Source organism: Floridaenema aerugineum BLCC-F46 (assembly GCF_041929345.1).
GTDB lineage: Bacteria > Cyanobacteriota > Cyanobacteriia > Cyanobacteriales > Aerosakkonemataceae > Floridanema > Floridanema aerugineum.
The window spans coordinates 14,887-41,391 of sequence record NZ_JBHFNQ010000060.1 but is presented as its reverse complement, the minus strand read 5'-3'; the positions used below and the strand labels follow the sequence as shown (position 1 = coordinate 41,391).

21 protein-coding genes are annotated in these 26,505 nt (G+C 41.3%); 11 read left to right on the top strand and 10 right to left on the bottom strand.

The features are described 5' to 3' along the window. Nucleotides 1-352 precede the first annotated feature (352 nt). The 5 genes from ACE1CC_RS07485 to ACE1CC_RS07465 form a co-directional block, all read right to left on the bottom strand. A complete protein-coding gene (locus ACE1CC_RS07485) occupies nucleotides 353-625 on the bottom strand; it encodes a hypothetical protein (protein WP_413269844.1) in 273 nt (90 codons plus the stop codon). A gap of 66 nt (nucleotides 626-691) precedes the next feature. After that, entirely contained in the window at nucleotides 692-2,242 is a 1,551-nt protein-coding gene (locus ACE1CC_RS07480; protein WP_413269843.1) for a hypothetical protein, read from the bottom strand. Nucleotides 2,243-2,456: 214 nt separating this feature from the next. Then, nucleotides 2,457-3,359 carry a S1 family peptidase gene (locus tag ACE1CC_RS07475; RefSeq protein WP_413269842.1) on the bottom strand — a complete coding sequence of 301 codons (903 nt, stop codon included), beginning with the start codon at nucleotides 3,357-3,359 and terminating at the stop codon, nucleotides 2,457-2,459. Nucleotides 3,360-3,416: 57 nt separating this feature from the next. Next, nucleotides 3,417-4,127 (bottom strand): S1 family peptidase, encoded by a 711-nt coding sequence (locus ACE1CC_RS07470; RefSeq protein WP_413269841.1) that lies wholly within the window; start codon nucleotides 4,125-4,127, stop codon nucleotides 3,417-3,419. A gap of 121 nt (nucleotides 4,128-4,248) precedes the next feature. Beyond that, entirely contained in the window at nucleotides 4,249-4,842 is a 594-nt protein-coding gene (locus ACE1CC_RS07465; RefSeq protein ID WP_413269840.1) for a COP23 domain-containing protein, read from the bottom strand. Between the two features lie 260 nt (nucleotides 4,843-5,102). On the opposite strand from ACE1CC_RS07465, the gene gatA reads away from it, so the two are divergent. Further along, a complete protein-coding gene (gene gatA / locus ACE1CC_RS07460) occupies nucleotides 5,103-6,563 on the top strand; it encodes an Asp-tRNA(Asn)/Glu-tRNA(Gln) amidotransferase subunit GatA (protein WP_413269839.1) in 1,461 nt (486 codons plus the stop codon). 112 nt (nucleotides 6,564-6,675) lie between these two features. Next, complete coding sequence (gene dnaE, locus ACE1CC_RS07455; protein ID WP_413269838.1) at nucleotides 6,676-11,553, top strand: DNA polymerase III subunit alpha; 4,878 nt, start codon at nucleotides 6,676-6,678, stop codon at nucleotides 11,551-11,553. Between the two features lie 42 nt (nucleotides 11,554-11,595). Here the strand turns inward: dnaE and ACE1CC_RS07450 are convergent, their stop codons facing one another. From ACE1CC_RS07450 to ACE1CC_RS07430, 5 genes are all read right to left on the bottom strand, one after another. After that, nucleotides 11,596-13,587, bottom strand: a complete 1,992-nt coding sequence (locus ACE1CC_RS07450) for a protein kinase domain-containing protein (RefSeq protein ID WP_413269837.1) — start codon at nucleotides 13,585-13,587, stop codon at nucleotides 11,596-11,598. Nucleotides 13,588-13,659: 72 nt separating this feature from the next. Further along, a complete protein-coding gene (locus ACE1CC_RS07445; RefSeq protein WP_413262896.1) occupies nucleotides 13,660-13,965 on the bottom strand; it encodes a DUF3593 domain-containing protein in 306 nt (101 codons plus the stop codon). After that, nucleotides 13,962-14,318 (bottom strand): DUF2499 domain-containing protein, encoded by a 357-nt coding sequence (locus ACE1CC_RS07440; RefSeq protein ID WP_413269836.1) that lies wholly within the window; start codon nucleotides 14,316-14,318, stop codon nucleotides 13,962-13,964. Before ACE1CC_RS07440 ends, ACE1CC_RS07445 begins: the two co-directional genes overlap by 4 nt. Nucleotides 14,319-14,469: 151 nt before the next feature. After that, nucleotides 14,470-14,697 (bottom strand): DUF1816 domain-containing protein, encoded by a 228-nt coding sequence (locus ACE1CC_RS07435; protein ID WP_413269835.1) that lies wholly within the window; start codon nucleotides 14,695-14,697, stop codon nucleotides 14,470-14,472. Between the two features lie 503 nt (nucleotides 14,698-15,200). Beyond that, nucleotides 15,201-16,286 (bottom strand): PIN/TRAM domain-containing protein, encoded by a 1,086-nt coding sequence (locus ACE1CC_RS07430; RefSeq protein ID WP_413269834.1) that lies wholly within the window; start codon nucleotides 16,284-16,286, stop codon nucleotides 15,201-15,203. A gap of 348 nt (nucleotides 16,287-16,634) precedes the next feature. Here ACE1CC_RS07430 and hemW point away from each other — a divergent pair, with 348 nt between their 5' ends. The 9 genes from hemW to ACE1CC_RS07385 all read left to right on the top strand — a co-directional run bounded on the left by hemW (nucleotide 16,635) and on the right by ACE1CC_RS07385 (nucleotide 26,496). Further along, nucleotides 16,635-17,921, top strand: a complete 1,287-nt coding sequence (gene hemW / locus ACE1CC_RS07425) for a radical SAM family heme chaperone HemW (RefSeq protein WP_413269833.1) — start codon at nucleotides 16,635-16,637, stop codon at nucleotides 17,919-17,921. Between the two features lie 537 nt (nucleotides 17,922-18,458). Then, the gene (locus tag ACE1CC_RS07420) at nucleotides 18,459-19,223 is read left to right on the top strand and encodes a hypothetical protein (RefSeq protein WP_413269832.1); all 765 of its coding nucleotides are present in this window, start codon (nucleotides 18,459-18,461) and stop codon (nucleotides 19,221-19,223) included. Nucleotides 19,224-19,976: 753 nt separating this feature from the next. After that, entirely contained in the window at nucleotides 19,977-20,477 is a 501-nt protein-coding gene (locus ACE1CC_RS07415; RefSeq protein ID WP_413269831.1) for a DUF2231 domain-containing protein, read from the top strand. Next, nucleotides 20,474-21,079, top strand: a complete 606-nt coding sequence (locus tag ACE1CC_RS07410; RefSeq protein WP_413269830.1) for a DUF2231 domain-containing protein — start codon at nucleotides 20,474-20,476, stop codon at nucleotides 21,077-21,079. The genes ACE1CC_RS07415 and ACE1CC_RS07410 overlap by 4 nt, the downstream gene beginning before the upstream one ends. Before the next feature lie 8 nt (nucleotides 21,080-21,087). Continuing rightward, entirely contained in the window at nucleotides 21,088-22,023 is a 936-nt protein-coding gene (locus tag ACE1CC_RS07405) for a cytochrome c oxidase subunit II (protein ID WP_413269829.1), read from the top strand. Between the two features lie 3 nt (nucleotides 22,024-22,026). After that, a complete protein-coding gene (gene ctaD / locus ACE1CC_RS07400; RefSeq protein ID WP_413269828.1) occupies nucleotides 22,027-23,709 on the top strand; it encodes a cytochrome c oxidase subunit I in 1,683 nt (560 codons plus the stop codon). Further along, the gene (locus ACE1CC_RS07395) at nucleotides 23,696-24,331 is read left to right on the top strand and encodes a cytochrome c oxidase subunit 3 (RefSeq protein WP_413269827.1); all 636 of its coding nucleotides are present in this window, start codon (nucleotides 23,696-23,698) and stop codon (nucleotides 24,329-24,331) included. Before ctaD ends, ACE1CC_RS07395 begins: the two co-directional genes overlap by 14 nt. A 107-nt stretch (nucleotides 24,332-24,438) precedes the next feature. Then, nucleotides 24,439-25,950 (top strand): GMC oxidoreductase, encoded by a 1,512-nt coding sequence (locus tag ACE1CC_RS07390; RefSeq protein WP_413269826.1) that lies wholly within the window; start codon nucleotides 24,439-24,441, stop codon nucleotides 25,948-25,950. Between the two features lie 93 nt (nucleotides 25,951-26,043). Continuing rightward, nucleotides 26,044-26,496, top strand: a complete 453-nt coding sequence (locus ACE1CC_RS07385) for an MgtC/SapB family protein (RefSeq protein WP_413269825.1) — start codon at nucleotides 26,044-26,046, stop codon at nucleotides 26,494-26,496. Nucleotides 26,497-26,505: the final 9 nt, after the last annotated feature.

Genomic DNA, 26,505 nt, shown 5'->3' with positions numbered 1-26,505 from the left:
GTATTCTTTGGCAAATTGATCGTGGGGAAAGCGAGTCATTAGGGATTTTTATACTCTATGTATTAATTATATTATTTGATGGTTCATCTATTTCAGTTAATGATATTAATCAGGGCGATCGCATAAATAACAAAACATAGTCCGATCGCATAACCAAAAACAACCCAATCGCACTTTTCCCATCAGCACAAAAAAGAACGATCGCCTTTCCTAAACTTAGCCGAAAAAAGCGATACGCCTACGGCACGCTACGCGAACGCATTTTTTACTGGTAGTGCAATCGCATAACCAAAAACAACCCAATCGCACTTTTTCCCGTCAGCACAAAAAAGAGCGATCGCCTTTTCCAAACTTAGCTGAAAAAAGCGATCGCATTTTTTGCTGGTAGTGCGATCGCATAACCCAAAACAACCCAATCGGACTTTTCCCACCAACACAAAAAAGAGCGATCGCCTTTCCTAAACTTAGCTGAAAAAGCGATTGCATTTTTTTCTGCTAGTGCGATCGCATAACCAAAAACAACCCAATCGCTCTTTCTTTTCCCACGAACACAAAAAGAACGATCGCATTTCCCAAACTTAGCTGAAAAAAGCGATCGCATTTTTTGCTGGTAGTGCGATCGCATAATTGAAAATAGCTTGAGCCGATTTAGGGTGTTTTGCTGTAGTTTTGTTGATTCATGCTTGTTTACTTAGTTGGAAACTGGCCCGTTTGCTGGATTAAATTTCTGACACCCACGTTCTTTTCTGATATTTTCAGTACATGGAACAAAACATCCCCAGTGTTTTTCTTTATATTTGTTCCAATGGAACAGCGAAACTTGAATAGATGCAGATCCAGCTACTTCTCTAAGAAATGGATCTTGATGCTTAGATAGGGTTTCTCTACAAAAAGTTACTGCATCTGCCATGTTAAAGTTTATTTCAAGCGGAGGAGTTAGTCCTGAGCCAACCCGCTTTCTCACCGTACAAGCACCTCTAGTTGGATCGTCAATAGGTGGGTATTCATTATAAGCATAGCCCTCTGGCTTCTTTTTATTGCAAAGTTTGTCAAAGGTTACATTACCTACAAAAAATACATCATTTACAGGAGTTTGTGCAGTTTGTTGAGGTTGCGGAGGTTGTTGAGGTTGTTGAAATCGACTCATAAATTGATCAAAAGATTCTTTCCACAAAGCTAAATCTGATAGGCTAGGAGATGGATCTAAACTTGGCGCACACTTAATATCACTTATACATTGTTTAAACTTTTCTGGATTTCGTATTGCCCATTCGGTAATTGCTGCTCCTTTACCAAGAGTATAGGCAATAGTCACTAAATCTTTTGGACTGCTTCTAGCTTTTTGGATATTTGTTCCTAGTTTGTTAATTGTTTGACGTACTGGTTGTGGAATATTCCTCTGGATATGGTTAGAGAATTTGGGATTTTGCCTCTGACGTTGGTATTTAAAAAGCTCTGCTTTTCTGCCACTGTCTCGTAGCCACTGTTCGTATCTTGGATTATTGCTTGCAATTATAGTTTTGCGATTGTTACTTTTGGTATCAATAACCAGTATTTTTTTAAGGCTGGAGCTCAATGTAGAAGACATTTGCTTATTCATTGAAACATAAATTTCATTTCCACTTTCAGTATCAACTATTACTGCCCACACAGATGGAGAATTTTGTGTCCCTACCCAAGTAATTATCAATTCATCGGATACATCTGATTTAGGTTGATTTCCTAATGATTCGATCAATTGTCGGTAGTAAGGGTTACTTCCTGTTAATCTGATAGGGAAAATAGCAATTGGCTCAGGCTCAGAAGGAGACTCATAAATGCTGTAAAGCCACATACCATCTAAAGATTTGTTATCAGGTTGACTCGAATCAGGTCTGTCAAAGTCAGGACGAACCGGAAAATTTGGCCCCGGATCTTGTGGAAAAGGTGGTGCTTGCGGATTACTTTGTTGTGGGGAAGGTGTACTTGGTTGAGGATCTCCAAATTCACTGGGATCTCGTTGTGCTAACAAATTACTAAAACCATCAAAAATAGTGTTTTCTACAGCAGGGGGAGTTGCTGCTACTACTCGCTGAGAAGATTGTCCCCAATTTGCTGTACAAACCATTGAATTGAAACTGAAAATCCCACAAACTAAAGTGGAAAAAACGCGATTTACCCAAGAACCAGGAACGAGTAAAGCACCAAAAATAGCGGCAACAAAACTCACCAAACCCAGAACTAAAAAACGAATGCGACGCATAAATTACCTCGTTTCAAAATTGTTGAACGTCAAGAAAACTCAAAAATGCTTTCAGTCCATTTTTAGGGGCAGGTTTAGCAAAAATTCTTTGTTTGTTACAGATAACCTCACAACAAAACCCGCCTCTGCCAACCTTGTAGAGACGTTGTATACAACGTCTCTACAATATGTGTAATCGATCGCAAATCATCCAAGAGTTTTTTGCAATTACCTCCTAAAACGGCAAACCAGGAATTCTCACTGGGATAACTCGCTGAATAATTCCAATGCCAACATTAAGGGCAAAATTGTTATACCAACCCTTAACTTCTTCGCGGGAAGGTTGAGTTGCGGCGACATTATCAGCTGGTTTATTATCCCTAGTGATACTAGAAGAATTCATCCCAGCTTCAGGCATTAAAGCGACAAAAGTATTAATCGGAACTGCCGCATTAAATCCGGTTTTAATCTCTTCTTGTCCACCTGATTCTGTTTGTACAGCACCAGTGCGATCGCCTTGTCCATGAATTCCAATTACTCGTCCATTCACATCAAAAACAGGGCCACCACTCATTCCCCGGCGAGTCAAAGCATCGTAACGGATCGTATAACCTTGGGGACGACTACTAGGACGACTGCTAACTTGTCCAGCAGTAAATTCAAATTCCCTTTGTCCACCAGCTTCAATTGACTGCGGATAACCAGCAATATAAATTCCCGATCCAATTCCCGCATCATCGGAATTACTAATTGCCGCAATAGCTTGTTGTTCAGGACTTTCAAAAGTCACAATTGCTAAATCGGGATCGTTGGGATTTTTCGCCAAATTAACCACAGATTTTGCCGTATAAGTTTTGCCTTTACTGGTGTAAATCTGGTATTCCAAATTGGGATTTTGTACCACATGATTAGCGGTCAAAACTGTATATGTATTGCCATTTTTAGCAATAATTACCCCAGAACCACCCAAGTCATTACTCAGCGGATTGTCAATTCTCACCGTTGTAGGAACAGCAATTTTCGCCACATCTTTAGCCGTTTTCGCCATAGCAGGTTGGCTAATTACGATCGCAGCAACAACAGCTGTACCTGCCAAAATTCCGGGAACATAATTAAACCGAGAAAAACCTAAACTCATAACAAACTCCTAAAAAATACAGGTACGTAGTTGCGCTTCAGCGCCAAATCTTTAGCACTAAAGCGCAACTACGTACTTATTAATGGGAATTCCCCAACTCGAATTCATGATTTGCTGTAACATTGCAGGTGAAGGTTCGCTGCCATCTTCAAAGGCATAAACGCCAAAATCTGGATCGCGGTTTTTCACCCTGCCATTAATCCCAATTAACAAACCATTGGCATTAAAAATTGGCCCCCCACTCATCCCAATGGCAATATCATTTGTGTAGCCCAATCGATAACCTTGAGACAAAGATTTCGGCAACAACAAAGACACTTCTCCAGAGGTAAATTTAAAGATTTGAATACCTCGATCGAACGTCGTATTGATAGTTCCTGGTTGATACATGGGAAAACCAGCCGCAAAAACCTTTTCTCCCACCATTGCAGGTGCTTGGCTAATAGCTGCAACTGCATAATTAGCCATGCTGCGAAATTGAATAACAGCTAAGTCTTGATTACCCAGTTGTTTCGGCGGAAAAATAGGAGAATAACGACGATTATCGGGAGTAATAACTGTGTATTTGCTGCCAAAAGCTACAACGTGCCAACTAGTTAAAAGCGTATAAACTTGCCCTTGTCGCTTAACAATTACCCCAGAACCAGAAGCATTACCAGAAAGGATGCGAACAGTAGTTAATTGTGCCAAGCGACGAACATTAACAACCTGAGTTTCTTCATCTGCCAAATTAACTGGAAATGCAGAAGCCAAGTTTGTAGTAAGCACTTCAGTGCTTAAAATTCCTACAAGTACGTAATTGAGCTTTAGCGCTAAAGCGCAACAACGTACCAGCTTTAGCGCTAAAGCGCAACAACGTACCAGTACCAGTTTTATACCGGAAATCACTTTACAACTCCCTCGGTGAACCAGTTTGAGGCGCTGGTTGCACGTTCGTTGGCGCATTCGGGGTTGATGGCGCACTACTATTGCCGCCTTCTCCCAAACGTCCACTCACATCAATATAAGGGACATTGCCACTTTCATTCAGAGAAGACACACCCGCTTGACCTTCGCGCCATGCTAAAAGATTATTCAGCGTCCGAACTGCATCTTGATTAGGTTTCAGAGTAAAAATCAAATTCTCGCAACGACCATTAATCACACTGGCAGTGCAAACAACCCTTTGCCGATTCATCATCCCAACGGTGATATATCTCAACTGTTTGTTCTGGCGATAGTTTTCCAAACGGGCACTAACTTCTTGACAGCGAGTTAAAGGGTCATATCCGGCACTTCTGAAACTATTGGAAACCCAACGAATCCAAGGTTCGCTGGCACCTTGGGCATTTTGGTAAACTGTGACGGGTACGCCGCTAGATGTGTCGCAATAAAAACCCCTTGCGGCAGAGTTTTGTGCCTGACTCGGTTGGTTAAATGTCCCAAATGCGCCAAGAGTAACAACTCCGGCAGTCAAAACTTTAGTCAGTATTGATAGTTTCATATTTGTTTCAGCTACACAAGGCAGCTACAGGAAAATGACTACCTATTAGGTATTCCCAAATTAGTCCAGCTTGGCACAGACAGATATAAAACTTTACATTTAATTACGTAAAAGTGGATATTTAAACGTTAGAATAGCGTGTTCATCTGCCCAGTCTATGTTTTGGGGAATTACCATCAGTGACGATCGAGGTAATTTTCAATGGGTGAGGAAACATATACTTATAGATCTGGGCAAGTAAGATAAAAAGAGGTCGCTGCATGGCATCCATCCGCGAGTTGCACCAACAACTCATCACCAAAGAACGTTCTGCTGTAGAAATAACTAAGGAAGCTTTGGAACGCATCGAGGCGGTAGAACCGAAAGTGCGTAGTTTTTTGTGCGTCACAGCAGATAAGGCTTTAGAACAGGCAAAGGCGGTAGATGCAAAAATTGCCGCTGGTGAAGAAATTGGGCTGCTGGCAGGAATTCCTATTGCCATTAAGGACAATATGTGTACTAAAGGAATTCCCACAACTTGCGGCTCAAAAATTTTGCAAGGTTTTGTCCCTCCCTACGAGTCAACGGTAACTCAAAAGTTGGCGGAAGCTGGGGCGGTGATGGTGGGTAAGGCGAACATGGATGAGTTCGCAATGGGTAGTTCTACGGAAACTTCGGCTTATCAGGTTACAGCTAATCCTTGGGATTTGGAAAGGGTTCCCGGTGGATCTTCGGGGGGTTCAGCTGCGGCTGTGGCGGCTGATGAAGCTGTGGTATCTTTGGGCTCGGATACGGGGGGATCGATTCGGTTGCCTGCGTCTTTCTGCGGTATTGTGGGGATGAAGCCGACTTATGGTTTGGTTTCCCGCTTCGGTTTGGTGGCTTATGGTTCTTCTTTGGATCAAATTGGGCCTTTTGGTCGATCGGTAGAAGATATAGCAATTTTACTCGGTGCGATCGCAGGTTACGATCCCAAAGATTCGACTAGTTTAAATGTGAAAATCCCTAATTATGCTAAATCTTTGAAACCGAATTTCAAAACTAGGGGAGTTCTGAGAGTTGGCGTAATTTCGGAAACTTTTGGTCGGGGTTTAGATCCAGTTGTCGAGAAAGCTGTGACTAAAGCGATCGAAGTTTTGCAAGAATTAGGTGCAGAAATTCATGTAATTTCTTGTCCCCGTTTCTCTTATGGTTTACCAGCATATTACATCATTGCTCCTTCGGAAGCTTCGGCAAATTTAGCCCGTTACGATGGAGTGAAATATGGTATACGCGATGAAGAGGCTAGTAATCTTTTATCTATGTATACTAAGACTCGCGCTGCTGGATTTGGGTTAGAAGTAAAGCGGCGGATTATGTTAGGAACTTATGCTTTGTCAGCAGGTTACTATGATGCCTATTATTTGAAGGCACAAAAAGTCCGCACTTTGATTAAAAAAGACTTCGATAGTGCTTTTGAAAAGGTGGATATTTTAGTTTCTCCGACTGCGCCAACAACGGCATTTAAAGTAGGTGATAAAACCGCCGATCCTTTGAGTATGTACTTAACTGACTTGATGACAATTCCAGTTAATTTGGCTGGTTTACCTGGGGTGAGTATTCCTTGCGGTTTTGATGAACAAGGTTTACCAATTGGAATGCAATTAATCGGTAGAGTATTGCAAGAAGAATTACTTTTGCAAGTGGCTTATGCTTACGAACAAGCAACTACTTGGAATGAGAGAAAGCCGAATTTGGATTAACTAGTAGGGGCGAAGCATTCGGACAGAAAATCTAGGGTTTGAACCGATAAATTGTCGCCCGAATGCTTCGCCCCTACCCAAAACTAATGACAAATGACTAAGGACGAAAAATATGTCTTTTGTTGGTTTACACACACACAGCGATTACAGTTTACTTGATGGCGCAAGTCAAATTCCTGAACTGATCGATCGCGTTATCGAATTAGGAATGTCTGCGATCGCACTTACCGATCATGGTGTAATGTATGGTGCGATCGAATTAATTAAAGTTTGCCGAAATAAGAATGTAAAGCCGATCGTCGGTAACGAAATGTACGTGGTAGAAGGCGAGATCGAAAAACAAGAAAAACGTCGCCGTAAATATCACCAAATTGTGTTAGCTAAAGACACCCAAGGCTACAAAAACTTAGTTAAATTAACCACTATTTCTCACCTGCAAGGTGTTCAAGGAAAAGGTATTTTTTCCCGTCCTTGTATTAACAGAGAATTATTAGAAAAATATCACGAAGGCTTAATTGTAACTAGCGGTTGTCGCGCAGGTCAAGTTCCGCAACTGATTTTACAAAATAAATTGAAAGAAGCCAGAGAATGTGCTAAATGGTATCAAGATATATTTAAAGATGACTATTATTTAGAAATTCAAGATCACGGTTATTTAGAAGACAGAATTGTTAATGTTGAAGTCGTTAAAATTGCCCAAGAACTAGGCATAAAAGTTGTCGCAACTAATGATTCCCACTTTACGGATTGTTCCGATGTAGATGCACACGACGCTTTATTATGTATTAATACAGGACAGAAATTAATTGAAGAACAAAGAATGCGCTATAGCGGGACAGAATATTTAAAATCCCCTAAAGAAATGGCGGAATTGTTCCGGGATCATTTGCCAGAGGAAGTAATTAAAGATGCAATTAAGAACACTTTAGAAGTAGCAGATAAAGTTAAAAAATACGAGATTTTCAACGAACCAAGATTACCTGATTATCCAGTTCCTCCCGATCATACACCTAGCACTTATTTAGAACAACTTGCTAGAGAAGGATTGCAAGAAAGATGCAATAATCGTAGTTATAATGACATCGAATCAGCATATAAAGAACGGCTGGAATATGAATTAAAAATGATTGAAAAGATGGGATTTTCCACTTACTTTTTAGTTGTGGGAGATTACATCAGATTTGCTAGAGATAAAGGCATCCCAGTTGGGCCAGGAAGAGGTTCTGCGGCTGGTTCTTTGGTTGCTTATGCTTTAAAAATTACGAATATTGATCCGGTACATCATGGGCTTTTATTTGAACGTTTCTTAAATCCTGAACGGAAATCAATGCCAGATATTGATACTGATTTTTGTATTGAAAGAAGGCAAGAAGTTATTGAATATGTTACCGAAAAATACGGTAAAGAAAGGGTAGCGCAAATCATTACTTTTAACCGTTTGACTTCTAAAGCAGTGTTAAAAGATGTGGCGAGAGTGTTGGATATTCCCTATAAAGAAGCCGATGAAATGGCGAAATTAATTCCGGTAGTCAGGGGAAAACCAACTAAGTTAAAGGTGATGATTTCTGATGACACTCCTGCCAAAGAGTTTAAAGAAAAATATGATAATGATGAAAATGTCCGGCGTTGGATTGATATGGCAATGCGGATTGAAGGTACTAACAAAACCTTTGGTGTTCACGCGGCGGGTGTGGTAATTTCGGCTCAACCTTTGGATGAAGTTGTACCATTACAAAAGAATAATGACGGTTCTGTAATTACTCAGTATTTCATGGAAGATTTGGAATCGCTGGGTTTGTTAAAAATGGACTTTTTGGGGTTGAAAAACCTCACGATTATTCAAAATACTTTGGATTTAATTAAGAAAAATCGTGGCTTTGCAGTTAATCCTGATGATATTACTTTTGAGGAAAGAAAGGCGTTTAAAATTTTAGGCAAAGGTGAGTTGAAAAAACGACCGCAAGAGGTAGAAAAAACCTATAAAGTTTTAGAAAAAGGGCATTTAGAAGGGGTTTTTCAATTAGAATCTTCGGGAATGCTTGATGTGGTGCAAAAGTTAAAACCTTCGAGTATTGAAGATATTTCTTCAATTTTAGCGTTATATCGACCGGGGCCTTTAGATGCGGGGTTGATTCCTAAGTTTATCGATCGCAAACACGGCAGAGAAGAAATTCAATACGAAGATAATAACTTAGAACCCATTCTAAATGAAACCTATGGCATTTTAGTTTATCAAGAGCAAATCATGAAAATTGCTCAAGATTTGGCTAATTATACTTTAGGTCAAGCTGATATTTTGCGTCGTTGTTTGAGTGGTTCAACTGAAGTAATTGATGCAGCTACAGGTAGGTTGGTTACATTAAGTGAAATTGCTAAAAAGCCTGAGTATTGGTTAGGAAGAAAAGTATTTTCTTTGGATTTAGAAACGCAAAAGATTACTCAACAACCAATTACAGAAATTCATCCTAATGGGGTGCGAGATGTTTGGGAAATTACTACTAAAACTAATCGGACTATTAAAGCAACAAACGATCATTTATTCTATACATTGTTGGGATGGAAGCCTTTAAAAGCATTTAAAATTGGCGATCGCATTGGTTTAGCCAAAACATTACCTATCACTCATAGCAGTGAAATTTCAGATTCACAAATTAAACTGACTGCTTATTTAATTGGTGATGGACATCTTTCTACTAAAAGCCCTAGTTGTAGCTATTTCTGTAACAGCGATCCCGAAATAATCGCCGATTTTAATCATTGTGCAGAAACATTATTTGGTTCATCAGCACCAGTTGATATTCAGTTACATCCTGGACGCAAGTCAGTAAATTATGCTCGAATTGGTTTTATTTCTGCTTTCAATCACTGGGTAGATAAACACCTAAAACGTGCTCATTCTAGAGATAAAGAAATTCCTAGTTGGGTTTTCTCGTTATCAAAGAATCAAATTAAACTTTTCTTGGGTACTTTATGGTCAACAGATGGTAGTTTTGACACTAAAATTGGACATACAGACTATACTTCAACTTCTCCAGTTTTGATTAAACAAATCCAACATTTACTCTTAAGGTTGGGTATTGTTGCTTTATTTGATGTCAAAACAATTACTTACCAAGGCAAACCTCACATTTCCTATCGGGCGCAAATTACAGGACGTGAGGATATGTTGAAGTTCTACGAACTAATTCAGCCATTTTTAAGTAGCTATAAACAGTTGCAAGCACAAGCTTGTTATTTAGCAATCAAAGATAAGATCAAAAATCAATCTAAACATACAATTCCTGCGGAAGTTATTACACTAATTGCAGATGCTAAAAAAGCTAGTGGTATGACTTGGGCAGAAATTGATCAAGCTGCGGGAACATTGAGGGGAACAATGTCTTCTGGCTTGAATTTTCAAAACACTCCTACTCGCAACTTATCTAGACATCGAGTTGGTAATTTTGCTTTAGCTTTCCAGCATTCTGAGTTAATGGCGATCGCAAATTCGGAAGTCTTCTGGGATGAAATTATTTCGATTAAATATGTAGGAAAAGAAGAAGTTTTCGATCTGACAATTCCTGAAACGCATAACTTTATCGCTAATGATTTTATTGCTCATAACTGTATGGGTAAGAAGAAAGCTGACGAAATGCAGAAGCAAAGAGAACTTTTTATTGATGGTGCAACTAAGAATGGAGTCAGGCAAAAAATAGCCGAAAAACTATTCGATCAAATGGTTTTGTTCGCGGAGTACTGTTTCAATAAATCCCATTCCACTGCCTACGCTTACGTCACTTACCAAACCGCTTATTTAAAAGCAAATTTCACAGTCGAATACATGGCTGCATTGCTAACAGCTAACAGCGGCGATCAAGATAAAGTACAAAAATACATTGCTAACTGTCAGGAATTAAACATTAAAGTTGAAGGGCCAGATATTAACCGTTCCGATCTTAATTTTACACCTTCAGATGGAAAAATTTTGTTTGGGTTGTCGGCAATAAAAAATGTGGGTGAAAATGCCATTAAAAATATTTTGGAAGTGAGGAAACAGGGAGGGGAGTTTAAGGATTTGGCGGATTTTTGCGATCGCATAAACCTACACAGCGTCAACAGTCGCGCCTTAGAAGCTTTAATCAAATGTGGCGCATTAGATTGTTTGAATCAAAACCGTCAGCAACTCATTGAACATTTACCTTTCGTCGTTAGTTGGGCACAAAAAAGTAAAGACGCTTCTGAACAACCAACTTTGTTTGACTTAGGAAGTGTCAGAAGTCCCGCACCAAAACCACCACAAATAAATGATTTTTCCCCCAAAGAAAAGCTACAATTTGAAAAAGAATTGCTAGGCTTTTATGTTTCTGCTCATCCCTTAAAATTCATTGAAAAATTAGCTCCTAAATTAAGCTTAAATCCTTCTCCCATTACCCTTAATCAATTAGCAGAAAACCGGGGAAAAAATGTCCATGTCATTGTCATGATTACCGAAATTAAAAGAGTGGTAACAAAAAAAGGTGATCCAATGGCAATTCTGCAAATAGAAGATTTAACTGGCAAATATGAAGCAGTTGTTTTTAGCAAAACTTATGACAAAATTAACGCTGATTTGGTAACAGATGTGCCATTAATTTTCAAAGGTAAAGTAGACACAGAAAAAGAACAACTTCAGTTAATTGTTTATGAAGCAAAATTAGTTCCAGCTGATACACTGGCGAGTTTGGAAGAAACTTCCACAACAGAAATCGAACCAGAAGTTATGGTAGTTTTGGAACTAACACCGCAGCAAATAGAGGAACAGCAACTACTCGAAAATCTCAGAGCAAATTTACAAGAATGTAGGGGTGACGCTGACGCGAAAATTCCGGTAATCGCAATTGTTATGAATCAAAATCAGCGTCAAGCTGTGCGCTTTGGTAAAGAATATTGGGTACAGGATTACGAATATGCTGTTTCTCGGCTCAAAAATGCCAAATTTAATGCTAGACTCTACTCCCCAATTAACTTTTGAAAATGACCAATGACAAATGACAAATGACAAATGACCAATTAATCAACCAAATCCCTGCCAAATTTTGATGGTTTTATCGGAACTGGCGCTAACAAGTAATTGACCATCAACACTCATTGCTAAACCATTAACCGCACTTGTGTGTTCATTCAAAGTAAACAGTAATTCCCCTGTTTCTAAGCGCCATATCTTAATAGTTTTGTCGCTACTGGCGCTAACTACAGTTTTACCATCAGGACTAATTGCCACAGCATTTACATACCCAGAATGTCCCGAAAAAGTCCGAATTACTTCTCCGTTTTGTAAATTCCACAATTTAACTGTTTTGTCCTTACTCGCACTAGCAAGCATTTGTCCATCAGGACTAAATGCTACAGAATAAACTGAATTAAAATGCCCATTGAGAGTATTAACTAATTCTCCTGTCCCTAACTTCCAAAGTCTAATTTGGTTATCTAAACCGCCAGTGGCAATTAATACCCCTTTCGGATCAATTGCTATTGCCTTAATCATTCCCGCAGAAGCAAACAAAGTGCGGATTGGCAAGCCATTTTTTAGCCGCCACAATTTGATAGTTCTGTCATCTCCACCACTAACTAAAATTTGTCCATCTGGGCAAATTGCCAGTGCATTCACATCTCTAGAATGTTCGGTTAAAGTTTGCATTAAAGTAGCGCTGTGTAAATTCCAAAGTTTGATTTTTTCATCATCGCTACCACTAGCAAGAATTAATCCATCAGGACTAATAGTTAGAGAATTAACTGCCTTTGTATGTCCTGATAAATTCTGTAAAAGTTCTCCTGTTTGGGAACTCCAAACTTTAATTTGGTCATCTAAACCACCGCTAGCAATCACTTGTTTATTAGGACTAATAGCTACCGCCATTACCCAAGAAGTATGCCCAGTTAAGGTATTCACACATCTCCAAATTCTCTGTGTAGAACTGGTTTTTGGTTGCAGGGAAACAGGTGGAGGCGTTATGGGACGGCGTGTATTTCTTCCCGGAGTAACTGGAGTTTTACTAATATTTAAACGTCCAGAAACACTGGGATTAGGTGCAGGTTGTCGGGAAACCGCAGGCGGGGGAGTAACTGTAGGTGGTTTGGTAGGTGTAGGATTTTGTCTAGTAGCGGGTTGCCAACCCACGACACTTAAATCTTGCAATACTATATCGGCTGATTGATAACGTTCATTCACCCAATCTTTGAGCATTTTATCTAAGATTTGGGCTAAGTTATCGCTAACATCTAACCCTTTTTTACGTAAATAATCGCGCCAAATCCATTGACCATTTAAAGGATTATAAAGGCTATCCGGCTTAACTTGGGTCATTAAGTAAATACAGGTTGCACCCAAACTATAAATATCACTAGCGGGAAACACTTGTCCGTTCCGCAATTGTTCTAATGGTGCATAACCTTCTGTACCAATTTTAGTTCCTGGTTGTGAGGCTGTACTTTCTGTAATTTGTTTAGCAATGCCAAAATCTATTAACACGAATTTTCCATCGTTTTTGCGGCGAATAATGTTAGTTGGCGTAATATCGCGGTGAATTACTTGTCGTTCGTGAACAAATTTTAATACAGGTAAAATATCTTGTAAAACTTCCCGAATTTTGTCTTCTTTAAATATTCCCTGTTGCAGCAATTCTTGATATAAATTTTGTCCTTCAATAAATTGTTGTACTAAATACAGACGTTTATCTTGTTCAAAGTAAGCTAACAGAGTAGGAATTTGCGGATGTACTCCTAGTTCATGCAGTCTATATGCTTCTTTATTGAAAAGTTCGATCGCTTTTTCTTGAGATTGCGTCCCTTGCGATTGTACGGAAAATTGCTTAATCACGCAGCTAGCATTTAACATATCTTGATCCGCTGCGAGATAGGTTTTGCCAAACCCTCCCTGTCCAATAGGTTTAATCACTCGGTAACGGTTTCTTAGCAGTGGTTCTAGTTTGCTACCGCAGTTTTGGCAGATCTTTCTACCTGGAGGATTTAATGGCTGTTTACAATTGGGGTTGAGGCAACATATCATAATTGGCAAGGCACCCGCAGGCTTAATTTGTTCTATTTAGCAGGTTTTTCTGTCTTGATACTATCTTCTTGGTTAACTTTTTTCTCTTTGCGATCGCTTCTGTTCCATTATGCCCTGTCTAAAGCCTAACACTACCAAAATATTTGCCAGTGTTAAAAAAAACTCAGCACCACCATGCAACCAATCAACATTTGCTAAAGATTCACCATAAACTATTTTTGCGTAAATTCCCGCAGGAATGGTAACACCGACAAACACCAAGGTCATGTAAAACCCAATTAAACCTAAACGTGGCATTTGTTGGGAACGAGTAATAAACCACAAGAAACCCAAATACGGAAATAGCGACACAATAAACAGGGTGTCTTTAGAAATCATAGTCCTAAGTTAGTAGAAGATGGCGTTTGATCCTGACTTCCAGGTGTTTTTACCATAGCAGATTTAGCACTTCGCCAAATCAACCAACCAGCGAGTAACAAAGTAAAATTTCCCAGTACCGTCATCGCAGCTTGCAGCGTTACCAACCATTCCAGAGACTTTGGGTTATCGAAGTAGTGCCAAGTGCAAGCACACATCGCACTCACTAAAGCTGGCAGCATCCCCAGAGACAAAGCATACCACGCTCGGTTCTTCGTCACTTCACCATAAGTCCAAATTAACCAAATCGCAGCGATCCACTCAATAACGCTGGAAACATGAATGATCCAAGTAGGGATTGACAGTACGTGCATTCTTCAACAATAAATAAAATTTATTTTATGTTATCTTAGTTTAATTAACTAATACATCTTTATAAATATAAGTTAGTAAATTATTCTAGCTGAGTTCACCACTAAAAAAATTCTCAGCTAGTAATCTCACTAAATTATGCCAACCCCGAAGCTAAGCCGGAACCTTCATTTCTCTCTCCCTTTCAGGATCGTCTAAGTCGATCGTTAATTGCAAAGGATTCAGAAATTTTATCCTTGTATCAATTACCTCTGCTTGTTCCTGTCTTAAATCTTCTATGTAACCGCCTTTCTCTAATTCCGCTTCCCTTAAACTATCAAAAGGCCCAAAGTAGTAAATACAACTAGGATTCTTGGTAAAAATCTCCAACCACCAAGACATTTTTTTATCTCCCTTTCTTTTGCCAATAAAGTTGTGCTACTCTTAACTTTTCCACTTTTTCGTTAAAACTGATTAACTAAATTCCTTGAACATAGATGACAATTATACTGCAAGCAGTCAAGAAAAATTGATATCAAGAATACAATTAGCCGGATTTTACAAAAACTGCCAGTTTTTGTCTACTGCAACCAGGCTCCTTATTGCCCAAAGAAACGACTAAAGTCGCTACTACAAACGTGATGATAATTAACCGGACATTGTATTTTTCCGCTAAAATGTATAAATTTTACCTACGATTCATCTAAATTCTCAAGTTAAGGTTTCATTATAAAAGTGATCCCCAAATTCACCTGGTTGTAATTGTATATTTTGGATGAATAAACAAAACATATTACACTCAGTAATGCTTTTTTTCGATAATTAATTAAATTGGCAATAAAATTCCCCCAAGCTAAAGTACAATAGCACTTCAGGTCGGGGGGCGAGGGTTTTGATTGTCAACATCAAACCTTCAAACCTTCAGCTGCCTGGGGACGGGCAAAAATCATCCTTCCGGCAGTAGTTTGCAAAGCAGAAGTTACTATCACTCGCAATTCACTACCCACGTATTTACTACCCTCCTCAACTACAACTAAGGTGCCATCATCTAAGTAACCGATACCTTGACTAGGTTCCTTACCCTCCTTAAGAATTTTCAAATCCAGGCTGTCACCCGGTAAGTAACTAGGACGAATAGCGTGGGCTAAATCGTTGATATTCAACACAGGTACTTTTTGCAGAGTAGCAACTTTACTCAAGTTGTAATCATTAGTTAATAAAGTTCCATTAATTTCCTGCGCTAAACGCACTAACTTAGCATCAACCGTAGGAACATCTTCATAGTCAGCAGAATGAATCACAATTCTTTCCTGATAATCTTCTTTCATCCGGTTCAGAATTTCCAAACCGCGACGACCTCGGACTCTTTTTTGGTCGTTAGAAGCATCAGCAACTTGTTGTAATTCTCGCAGGACAAACTGTGGCACTAAAATTTGCCCTTCCACAAAACCAGTAGCGAGTAGTTCTTCAATGCGACCATCGATAATGCAACTAGTATCTAAAACCTTTGTTGCCGCAGGTTTGAGGGTGCCTTCTGCTACCAGCAAAGTTTCTGCTGTATGAGGATTAATTAACCGCAGGAAGTTGTGCCCGTGAGTGTCTGCTAAACTAACGCCCGTAAAGGCAAACATCACGCTACCCAAAACCGCAACTACTGGCTTAATAAAACCAAAGTCTGTGGGAATGGGTAGTAGAAAAATTGGTGCTAGCATCAAGTTGGCTACCAGCAACCCCAAAACTAAGCCAATGGCGCGAGTTAAAAGCACGTCCACAGGCATTTCTCGCACTTTTCTTTCCAAGCGACGATAGGTAGTTTGGACACTTAAGCCAATGGCAGCGCCGATAATGGCACTAAACCCGGCAAGTACCCATCGTAAACCTTCTATGTTCGTCACTTGTTTGAGCATCGTGCTGGGCAAGAGGTCAATGCTATCGAACCCAATACCAGCTGCTGCTAGGATGAATAAAATAATAATGATTGCGTCAAGCATTTTTTTGGGCTGATTGTGTTTTAGTTTCCATCCGGGAAGAATGAAGAAACCATTAAAAAAATCTCAGCTTTTGAGATTTATATCGTTCCATTATACTCCTTGGTTTGTTTTTGGTTATTTCGTAGATTCCTGGTAGGAATACCGTACACGCACAACAGTTCAGCCGGATTTTTAAGAATTTATTTGATTTAATTTACAAGTATTTACGAATAAATTAAGGTTTGTTCATAATTGGGCATTTTTTGGCAAGTTGGGAATTAATATTTCCGGCGGGGCTACTTTAAAGTATTGCCGGAATCACATCAGTTCAATCTCTCAGATTTATCTGTAAGTTCAATCTAAAATCAAATGATCAGAAATTTCACCAGAGAAAGTAGCAATTACAACATAGATTTAAATATTCCGACTTCTGCTTATATTCATATTCCTTTTTGTCGGCGACGCTGTTTTTATTGTGATTTTCCGATTTCGGTGCTGGGCGATCGCACAAGAGGCGAAAACTCTGGCACAATTGTCCAGTACATTGCTATTCTCTGCCAAGAAATTGCCGCAACTCCCACCCAGGGAAAACCCTTAACAACTGTTTTCTTTGGTGGGGGAACTCCTTCGCTATTATCCCCCAAACAAATCGAAACAATTTTAACAACTTTAGCCAATAAATATGGGATTGCCACTGATGCGGAAATTTCTTTAGAAATTGATCCCGGAACTTTTGATTTACCGCAAATTCAGGGATATAAAGATGCGGGGATTACGCGGTTTAGTTTAGGCGTGCAAGCTTTTCAGGACGAGTTATTACAAGTTTGTGGTCGATCGCATACTACCGCCGATATCTTCGCCGCAATTGATTTAATTCGCCAAATTAATCCGCCAGAATTGAGCATTGATTTAATTTCTGGGTTGCCGAAACAAACGATCGCACAATGGCAAGAAAGTTTAGAAAAAGCTGTGGCGATCGCACCAACTCACATCTCCGTTTATGATTTAATTATCGAAGATGGTACAGCTTTTGGGCGCTATTATCAACCCGGTTCTCAACCCTTACCCACCGATGAAACTACCGCTCAAATGTACCGTCTAACCCAACAAATCTTAACCCTTTCCGGTTACGAACATTACGAAATTTCTAACTACGCCCAACCCGGACATCAATGCCGTCATAATCGAGTTTATTGGGAAAATCGCCCCTATTACGCTTTTGGCATGGGTGCCGCTAGTTACCTCAACCGTCAGCGTTTTACTCGCCCAAGAAAACGCCAACAATACTACAAATGGGTAGAAAATTTTATCGCTTCCGGTGGGATTTTAGATGCTCCCCAATTAGACGAACATGATATTTTATTAGAAACCTTAATGTTAGGATTGCGGTTAGCTGAAGGTTTAGAAATAGCAGTTTTAGCCGAAAAGTTTGGTCGAGAAACCTTAGAAAAAATTTGCCATTGCTTACAACCTTATCAGCAAAAAGGTTGGATAGAAATATTAGAAACCACCAAGGGAAACTTTCCCTTCCCTGCCACTGGCAGGTTAAAATTAACTGATCCCGAAGGGTTTTTGTTTTCTAACACAGTGCTCGCAGCTTTGTTTAGTTATCTCGAAAAGACCCAGTACGGGGAAAGTAAAAAAATTAACGATTAACCGATTAATTAGTTTTGTTAATTTTTGCAAAAAAATATGCTATTTGGTGCGGTTTATGATAAAGAATACTCCGAAAAAGTCAGTAGATCGCAAAGTTATCTGATGAATTTGGGTGTGGGGTGTGGGGTGTAGGGAAAAACTGGGGGATAGGTGGCCCAGGTGTGGGGGTTGGGGGAATATATATCGATCCTAACCCCTCGTTCTTCTTCCCTACACCCTAACCCCTAACCGCTACACCCTGCCTTTAAAGATCGCTTTTCGGGTCTACTGAAAGTAGGTGAAGGGGTGCGATCGGCAAAAAAATTAAAAATTGCCAAAGACAATTTGCTATAAGGCAAATTAAAGATCCCAATTTTTGCCAAGATTAATGTTAGACCTCTTGCAAAAGTTGATTTCAACCCGGGCAAAGGGCAAAGGTTAAAGGTTAAAGGGCAAAGGAGGAAATCCCACCCTTTCTCCTCTTTGGTTAACCCCTTTTCTCCGGCTTCTGCAAGGAGTTTATGGAATTGCCATGAAGTTGTATTGGCAAAAAAGGACATGGCCCAAAGAGACATCGACAACAACGCTACAGGCGTTCTGATTCTAATTATCCCCATAGCGTTCGCCATCATACTGCTATTTAAAGCTTGGCCCATACTACTGATCTTAGTTTTGCTCAGTAGTGCTTGGAGTATTTGGCAACGCTATCAATTACAAAGGTTGAGCCGACAACTTAACCCTGTGTTCCATCAGTTAATCTTAGAAAACCAAGGATGTGTAACTGCACTAGACTTGAGCATGAAGGCAAATCTTTCGGGAAGATCGGCCCAAAGGTTCTTAGATGCCAAGGCTGAGGAATTTGCTGCCCAAAAACACATTTATGAAGACAAAGGTGCGGTGTATTACTTCATTACCGCTAACACTCTCGGCAAAATATTTGACGCGAGTGATACGGATGACGATCGTGAGGACACCAAATACCTAAGTCAGGCAAAAGAATTGTTGTTAAAGGCAATTCCTGAACCGGAAACTACAGAGAAAACCCCTGATTATTTGGAGGAAGAAACCGAAGAAGATTATATTCCAGAATCCCTAAGCACACAGGAGGCAATTCCGAGAAAACATCCGATTTTTCAATCCTTGATTCAATCGGAATTAGCCAGACGGTTGCGTGTACATTCGAGCACGGTGATGAAAAGAAGAGACGATCCCAGTTTTACCGAATGGAGTCGCAGAAGAGATCCAGAAGGAATTGCTTGGGAATATTCACCAGATACTAGGGAATTTTTTCCCATAGAATCTCCACCACCCCGAAAAAAGTAAAGTAGGGGTGCAATTAATTCTAGGGTTTGTGGTCAAAATCCTTTGGTCATCTGGATAACATTTCTCTGCATCAGGAGCTTCTGAAGTCTTATCCTTAACCAATAAAAGTTTGACCACACCCAATTTCAGGGGAAAAACTTAGGCATGGAATCTCAATATTTAGTTAGTTGTTTATTAGCAGATATACACACAATATTTCGGGATTTGTCAATAGACAACTCGTCAAACTCTTGTAAGACAAAGCGTCAAACTTATATCCGAAGATTTAAATCTTAAAAATTCCTAATAACCTCAATAATTAACAATAATTTGTTCCATAATTTACAGATAAGGTAATAGATTTGCAGTTATTTTCGCATTAAGCTGGTTGGGCAACTTGTAATCAAGCCTAGATCTGGGATATTTTCACCTTAATATCCAACAGGGCAAGAAAGTGTTTTCTGAATAAAGATTATGAATAAAAAGGGGAGTTTTTTGATTTGGTTAGCCTACAATCTCTCAATCAGGTTATCTCAACATGAATAAATTAAAGTTTGAGGGTGATTAATTCACTATAAACATCAAGACAGGAGGATTGTAGTGAAATTAGAAGAAATAGAAACAGAGCAGTTCTTTGTGATTTTAATGCTGACGATTCTGATCGTCGTAACTTTTATAGAACTGCTATCAAGCTTACAAGCTGACTCCTTTTTATTGCTTTAGTGTAATTTATTCTGGATTCATTTTGAGGGTTAGTTCCTTAGTGGAAATATCATGCTGGAGTATCTTCCCCCGCTCAACGATCATAATTTGCCTTATCCCGATACGATTCATCCCATTGTGGTGCATTTTGTGATTGCAATGGTTTTATTTGCAGTTTTATGCGATGGGATTGGCTATTTTACCCGCAATGCTCGACTGTATGAAGTGAGTTGGTGGAATTTGTTTTTTGCGACAATTTCTATTTTCATTGCTATTATTTTTGGGCAAATTGAAGCGGGATTAGCTGAACCATATTCAGTAGCAGAGTCAACTTTGAATCTGCATACATTACTGGGATGGTCATTATCGGGCATTATTGCCGCAGTTACGGCATGGCGCTATGTGTTGCGATCGCGCGATCCCAAAACTTTGCCCCTCCCATTTTTAGGAGTCGGCTTACTCCTAACCGGACTGGTATTTTTCCAAGTTTATCTGGGGGATGTACTGGTTTGGGTTTATGGGCTGCATACAGTTCCAGTGGTAGAAGCAACACGGGAGGGGATATTGCAATGAGTCCTGATTTAATCGACCAACTGAAAGGACAATTAGGTGCGAACGGCTTGCCCTATTCTCTACCGATTCATCCCAATTTAGTGCATTTGACACTGGGATTGTTCATTGTAGCGATCGCCTTTGATATCGTCGGCACACTCTTCCCCCTGGAAAAACCCATCTTCAAATTTTTGGCTATTCCCGCCACCCGATCGAATTTCTTCGACGTGGGTTGGTACAACATTCTAGCCGCTGCCGTGATTACCTTTTTCACCGTAGCAGCGGGTTTCTACGAAGTAATGTTGGCAGAACCAACCGCAGATGTGAAAAGCGCCTGGGGTTTACAGGCAATGGAAACCATGCTTTGGCATGGAGTTGGGGGCGTGGTGTTGCTAATGCTAATCGTGGCAATGGCAATATGGCGAGGGTTTCAGCGATTTCTCTGGCGTAAAGATCGCGCACAACAGGTGCAGTGGAGTTATTTACTAGCAGGATTGGGTATTTTCGCCTTGATGTTTGTTCACGGAACGCTGGGAGCACAACTAGCAGCAGAGTTTGGCGTGCATATCAGTGCCGATCGCCTGCTGCGGCTGGGCGAGAATCCGAATTTGCTATTGAAATGAGGGGACGCATGAAAATTCGCACAATTTTAATTTTAGGAACAATTGCGATCGCCCTTGCCCTGATCAGCCTGTGGATGGGACAACAAGCCTATACCTGGTTGCCCCCGCAAGCCTCTGTAGAAGCTGAGTTGATCGATCGATTATTCAGCTTTCTGGTAACGCTGGGAACATTCATTTTTCTGGGAGTTGTGGGGACGCTGACTTACTCAGTGCTGTTTCAACAGGCGGGTAAATACGACACCAGCGATGGCCCCCATATTGAAGGCAATCTGACGCTGGAAGTCGTTTGGACGGTGATTCCCTTTGTGCTAGCAGTCTGGATTGCTGGCTACAGCTACCACATCTACGATCAGATGTCAATCTTGGGGCCGATGGATCATGTCCATGTAAAAACTATGGGTATGGCAACCGCAGAAGCGGCAACCTTAGATACAAAAGAAATGAAAACCCATCCGATTGAAGTCCATGCCCGTCAATGGGTGTGGGAGTTTTACTATCCAGAGCAAAACATTACCAGTACCGAATTGCATTTACCCAGCAACCAGCGGGTGAAACTGGTATTGCGATCGGAAGATGTGCTGCACGGCTTTTATGTGCCAGCCTTTCGCGTCAAACAAGACATCATCCCCGGTCGAGTCATTGATTTTGAATTTACACCAATTCGGGAAGGACGATATCGGTTGCGCGATTCTCAGTACAGCGGCACTTATTTTGCCGCCATGCAAACCGATGTAGTAGTAGAGTCTGAGCAAGCTTATCAACAGTGGCTCATCGACGCAGCCGCAAGTCCGCCTATCGTGGCCTATAACCGGGCTTTTGATGAATATAACCGAGCCCATAATCCCATCAGCACAGGCTGGAAAACGGTTGAACCTGCGCCTCCCCCGATGGTCAATGCTCCAGCCAATCGTTCCACAAATCCCCCTAGCGGTCAAAGCTTGTAAACCATGACAAATCTTTCGGTTGAAACAATTACTCAGATTGAACAACCACTTCCTGGTGCGCCTGATAACTGGAAGCGATTTTTCAGTTTCAGCACCGATCATAAGGTGATTGGCATTCAGTATTTGGTGACATCGTTCTTTTTCTTTTTGATTGGCGGCATTTTCGCCATGATTATTCGCGGCGAACTGATTACCCCGGAAGCTGATTTGCTCGATCGCGCCGTTTACAATGCCATGTTCACCATGCACGGCACAGTCATGCTGTTTCTCTGGACATTCCCTTCCCTAGTCGGGCTATCCAACTATCTCGTACCCTTGATGATTGGGGCAAAAGATATGGCATTTCCCCGCTTGAATGCAGCCGCATTTTGGATGGTGCCCGTGTTTGGGGTGATTCTGATGGCAAGTTTCTTTGTCCCCGGAGGCCCTTCTCAGTCCGGTTGGTGGGCTTATCCTCCCGTGAGTTTGCAAAATCCTACGGGCAACTTGATTAACGGACAGATGTTGTGGTTGCTGGCAGTGGCAATCTCTGGCGTGTCTTCGATCATGGGGGCAGTTAACTTTGTGACTACCATTGTGCGAATGCGATCGCCCGGAATGACCTGGTTTCGGATGCCCGTGTTTGTGTGGACAGTGTTGGCAGCCCAAATCATTCAACTGTTTGGCTTACCTGCGTTAACGGCAGGGGCAGTAATGTTATTGCTCGATCTTACCGTTGGTACTAGCTTTTTTGACCCAGCCAAGGGTGGCGATCCGATTCTGTTCCAGCACTTCTTCTGGTTTTATTCTCACCCAGCAGTTTATGTGATTATTTTGCCAATTTTTGGCATTTTCTCAGAAATTTTCCCCGTCTATGCTCGTAAGCCACTGTTTGGCTACAAAGTAGTTGCCATCTCATCACTAATTATCACGGGGTTGAGCGGTATTGTCTGGGTTCACCATATGTTTGCCAGCGGTACACCAGGTTGGATGCGGATGGTGTTTATGGCAACTACGATGTTGATTTCCGTTCCGACTGGAATTAAGGTTTTTGCTTGGGTGGCAACGGTTTGGGGCGGTAAGTTGCGGTTGAATACTCCCATGCTGTTTGCTTTGGGTGGTTTGGTGATGTTTGTGTTTGCGGGGATCACCGGGATTATGTTGGCATCGGTGCCGATCGATATTCATGTCAACAACACCTACTTTGTCGTCGGACACTTCCACTACGTCATCTACGGTGCGGTAGTGATGGGAATGTATGCGGCGTTGTACCACTGGTTTCCCAAAATGACCGGGCGAATGTATTCTGAAGGTTTGGGTAAGCTGCACTTTGCCCTAACTTTTCTGGGTACTAATCTTAACTTCTTTCCCATGCACCCTTTAGGATTGCAAGGAATGCCCCGTCGCGTCGCCTCCTACGATCCTGAGTTTGCTTTCTGGAATGTGGTTGCCAGCTTAGGCGCGTTTTTGTTGGGTATGTCTACTTTGCCGTTTATTTTGAATATGATTGGCTCTTGGGTACAGGGCGAAAAAGCACCGCAGAATCCTTGGCGAGCGATCGGACTGGAATGGTTACTCTCTTCTCCCCCTACAGCAGAAAACTTTGAAGAGTTGCCGATCGTCATCTCTGAACCCTACGGCTACGGCAAAAATGAACCGTTAGTTGCTAACCCTGATGCGCTGGAGGTGAGTCATGAATCCAACTAAAATCGACCCTTCACTCAACTCTCATGTTGAATCAACCCATACCTCTGGGCTGCATGGAACAGTAGAACATACTCACGATGAAGCGGGTAATAGTATGTTCGGCTTCATTGTGTTTCTGTTGTCAGAAAGTGTAATTTTCTTGAGCTTTTTTGCTGGCTATATTGCTTACAAAACCACCGCTTTAGATTGGCTTCCCTCTGGTGTCATGGGATTGGAAATCAAAGAACCAGCTATTAATACAGTAGTGCTGGTTTCTAGCAGTTTTGTGATCTATATTGCTGAACGTTTTCTGCACGTTAAGAATCTCTGGGGTTTCCGGGCATTCTGGTTGCTGACGATGGCAATGGGCAGTTATTTCTTGTATGGTCAGGCGGTGGAATGGAGCAATCTGCCTTTTGGTTTTACTGATGGTGTGTTTGGCGGCACGTTTTATTTGCTCACCGGATTTCACGGTTTGCACGTAATGACGGGAGTGTTGTTACAGTCGATTATGTTGGGGCGATCGTTCATTCCAGGCAACTACGATAAAGGCGAATTTGGTGTTGCTGCTACCTCACTCTTCTGGCACTTTGTCGATGTGATTTGGATTATTTTGTTCATTTTAATTTACATCTGGCAGTAGTCCTAAAAACTCAGGTTTTCCCGATCAGAAAATCTTCTTCTCTTAAATAAACTTTGCCGTCGATTCTGATGCGATTCCTGTCAGTTCCAAAACGAACATGAGGTTTTATGATTATTGATGACCAATCCTACGATCTGATTATTGTTGGTACAGGTGCAGGTGGAGGAACTCTCGCCTATAAGTTGGCTGCTACGGGGAAGAAAATCTTGATTTTGGAACGGGGCGATTTTATGCCCTTAGAGGAGCAGAATCGCAGTAATGTGGATATTTTTAAGCGGGAACGCTATCATGCACCGGAACAGTGGTATGACAGTGCGGGAGAACCGTTTTCACCGCAGATGAATTATGCAGTTGGTGGTAATACTAAAATTTATGGGGCGGCTTTGCTGCGATTCCGGGAACGGGATTTTGAAACGGTCAAGCATCAAGCTGGTGTCTCCCCAGAATGGTGTTTGAAATACGCAGATTTTGAACCCTATTATACGGAAGCGGAAACACTTTACAAAGTTCATGGTCAGGCAAATGTCGATCGCACAGAACCCCCCCGCAGTACAGATTATCCTTTTCCACCAGTGGCGCAAGAGTCCCAAGTTGCTGAAATCTATGAAGCTATTGGTAAGCTTGGTCTTCACCCCTCTCGGTTGCCTTTAGGTTTGACGCGCCAAGAGGACGATCCGACGAACGATTCTGAGGTTAGCGGCATTATCCCAGCCATAACACATCCCAATGTTACCCTGAAAACTGGGGCGAAAGTGGTTCGTCTGCACATCAATCCATCAGGTCGGGTGGTGAAAGGGGTGCAAGCTGAGATCGCTGGACAATCTTACCTGTTTCTAGGGGATATTGTGGTGTTGGCTTGTGGTGCGGTGAACTCGGCGGCGTTACTGTTGCGTTCGGCGAGCGATCGCCATCCCAACGGTTTAGCTAACAGTTCCGGTTTAGTTGGGCGCAACTTGATGAAAAGTTTAATGACTGTGGTGGTGCAACTGAGCACTAAACCCAACTCTGGTGCTTTTCCAAAGACGGTTTGTGTCAATGATTTTTACTGGGGCGATGGGGATTTCCCTTATCCAATGGGACATATTCAAAACTCTGGGGGACTGCTTACCGATGTGATTTTTGCGGAAGCACCGCCAATGTTTTCGCTACTGGCAAAGTTTATGCCGGGATTTGGGTTAAAGCAGTTGGCAACTCATTCGATCGGTTGGTGGGCACAAACAGAAGATTTGCCCGATCCCAATAACCGAGTGCGGTTTGAAGGGGGAAAACTATTTGTTGATTATACTCCCAACAACATCGAGGCGCACGATCGCTTAATTTATCGCTGGATCGAAGTGTTGAAAAGTATTGAAAAAGAACTGGATGGTTTTCAACGGGGATTCCTGCATCCACGAGGAGAAATTCCGATTCAGGTGATGGCAAATCAATGTGGAACTTGTCGCTTTGGCGAAGATCCCGCTACTTCAGTTTTAGACCCCAACTGCCGTACCCATGATGTCGATAATCTCTATGTGGTTGATGGCAGTTTTTTCCCCTCGAATGCCAGCGTTAACCCAGCTTTGACGATTATTGCCAATGCTCTGCGCGTGGGCGATTATTTAATTGAACGTTGGCGATAAATATTAAGTCCGAGAATCTTCCTTTTCACCGATCGCAATCAGTTCCAAAAATCTCTAAACTGATGGGAAGGTAATTTTTTTGTTGGGTAGACATTGATCAATACTCTCTCTCTTGCGCCTGATGATTGGCTAGGTTTGCTTTCTCGATTGTTACTCGCCTTATTTCTAGGAGGAATTATTGGCTGGGATCGTGAACTGAGAAATAAACCAGCTGGCTTTAGAACTCACATGATTGTTAGTTTTGCTTCTGCTTTGTTTGTCATGGTTCCCATTGTTTTAGGAGTAGTCCGCGATGGTGATAGCATTGCACGGGTAACTCAGGGAATAGCAGCTGGTGTGGGTTTTCTAGGTGCTGGAGAAATAGTCACATCATCTGGAAAGCAATCTGATTCAATTCGAGTTCGGGGACTGACTTCCGCTGCTGCAATTTGGGCTTCAGCCGCTGTAGGGGTTACTGCTGGCTGTGGCTTATGGCAATTAGGCTTAATTAGCGCTCTGCTCTGTTTTTTCGTCTTGAGAGTGTTAAAAATTTTGGAGTTTGACTAATCTTGTAGC

Coding starts and splice junctions, on each gene's coding strand:
- ACE1CC_RS07485 (WP_413269844.1), bottom strand. CDS start 625: ATGCGATCGCACTACCAGCAAAAAATGCGATCGCTTTTTTCAGCTAAG.
- ACE1CC_RS07480 (WP_413269843.1), bottom strand. CDS start 2,242: ATGCGTCGCATTCGTTTTTTAGTTCTGGGTTTGGTGAGTTTTGTTGCC.
- ACE1CC_RS07475 (WP_413269842.1), bottom strand. CDS start 3,359: ATGAGTTTAGGTTTTTCTCGGTTTAATTATGTTCCCGGAATTTTGGCA.
- ACE1CC_RS07465 (WP_413269840.1), bottom strand. CDS start 4,842: ATGAAACTATCAATACTGACTAAAGTTTTGACTGCCGGAGTTGTTACT.
- gatA (WP_413269839.1), top strand. CDS start 5,103: ATGGCATCCATCCGCGAGTTGCACCAACAACTCATCACCAAAGAACGT.
- dnaE (WP_413269838.1), top strand. CDS start 6,676: ATGTCTTTTGTTGGTTTACACACACACAGCGATTACAGTTTACTTGAT.
- ACE1CC_RS07450 (WP_413269837.1), bottom strand. CDS start 13,587: ATGATATGTTGCCTCAACCCCAATTGTAAACAGCCATTAAATCCTCCA.
- ACE1CC_RS07445 (WP_413262896.1), bottom strand. CDS start 13,965: ATGATTTCTAAAGACACCCTGTTTATTGTGTCGCTATTTCCGTATTTG.
- ACE1CC_RS07440 (WP_413269836.1), bottom strand. CDS start 14,318: ATGCACGTACTGTCAATCCCTACTTGGATCATTCATGTTTCCAGCGTT.
- ACE1CC_RS07435 (WP_413269835.1), bottom strand. CDS start 14,697: ATGTCTTGGTGGTTGGAGATTTTTACCAAGAATCCTAGTTGTATTTAC.
- ACE1CC_RS07430 (WP_413269834.1), bottom strand. CDS start 16,286: ATGCTTGACGCAATCATTATTATTTTATTCATCCTAGCAGCAGCTGGT.
- hemW (WP_413269833.1), top strand. CDS start 16,635: ATGATCAGAAATTTCACCAGAGAAAGTAGCAATTACAACATAGATTTA.
- ACE1CC_RS07420 (WP_413269832.1), top strand. CDS start 18,459: ATGGCCCAAAGAGACATCGACAACAACGCTACAGGCGTTCTGATTCTA.
- ACE1CC_RS07415 (WP_413269831.1), top strand. CDS start 19,977: ATGCTGGAGTATCTTCCCCCGCTCAACGATCATAATTTGCCTTATCCC.
- ACE1CC_RS07410 (WP_413269830.1), top strand. CDS start 20,474: ATGAGTCCTGATTTAATCGACCAACTGAAAGGACAATTAGGTGCGAAC.
- ACE1CC_RS07405 (WP_413269829.1), top strand. CDS start 21,088: ATGAAAATTCGCACAATTTTAATTTTAGGAACAATTGCGATCGCCCTT.
- ctaD (WP_413269828.1), top strand. CDS start 22,027: ATGACAAATCTTTCGGTTGAAACAATTACTCAGATTGAACAACCACTT.
- ACE1CC_RS07395 (WP_413269827.1), top strand. CDS start 23,696: ATGAATCCAACTAAAATCGACCCTTCACTCAACTCTCATGTTGAATCA.
- ACE1CC_RS07390 (WP_413269826.1), top strand. CDS start 24,439: ATGATTATTGATGACCAATCCTACGATCTGATTATTGTTGGTACAGGT.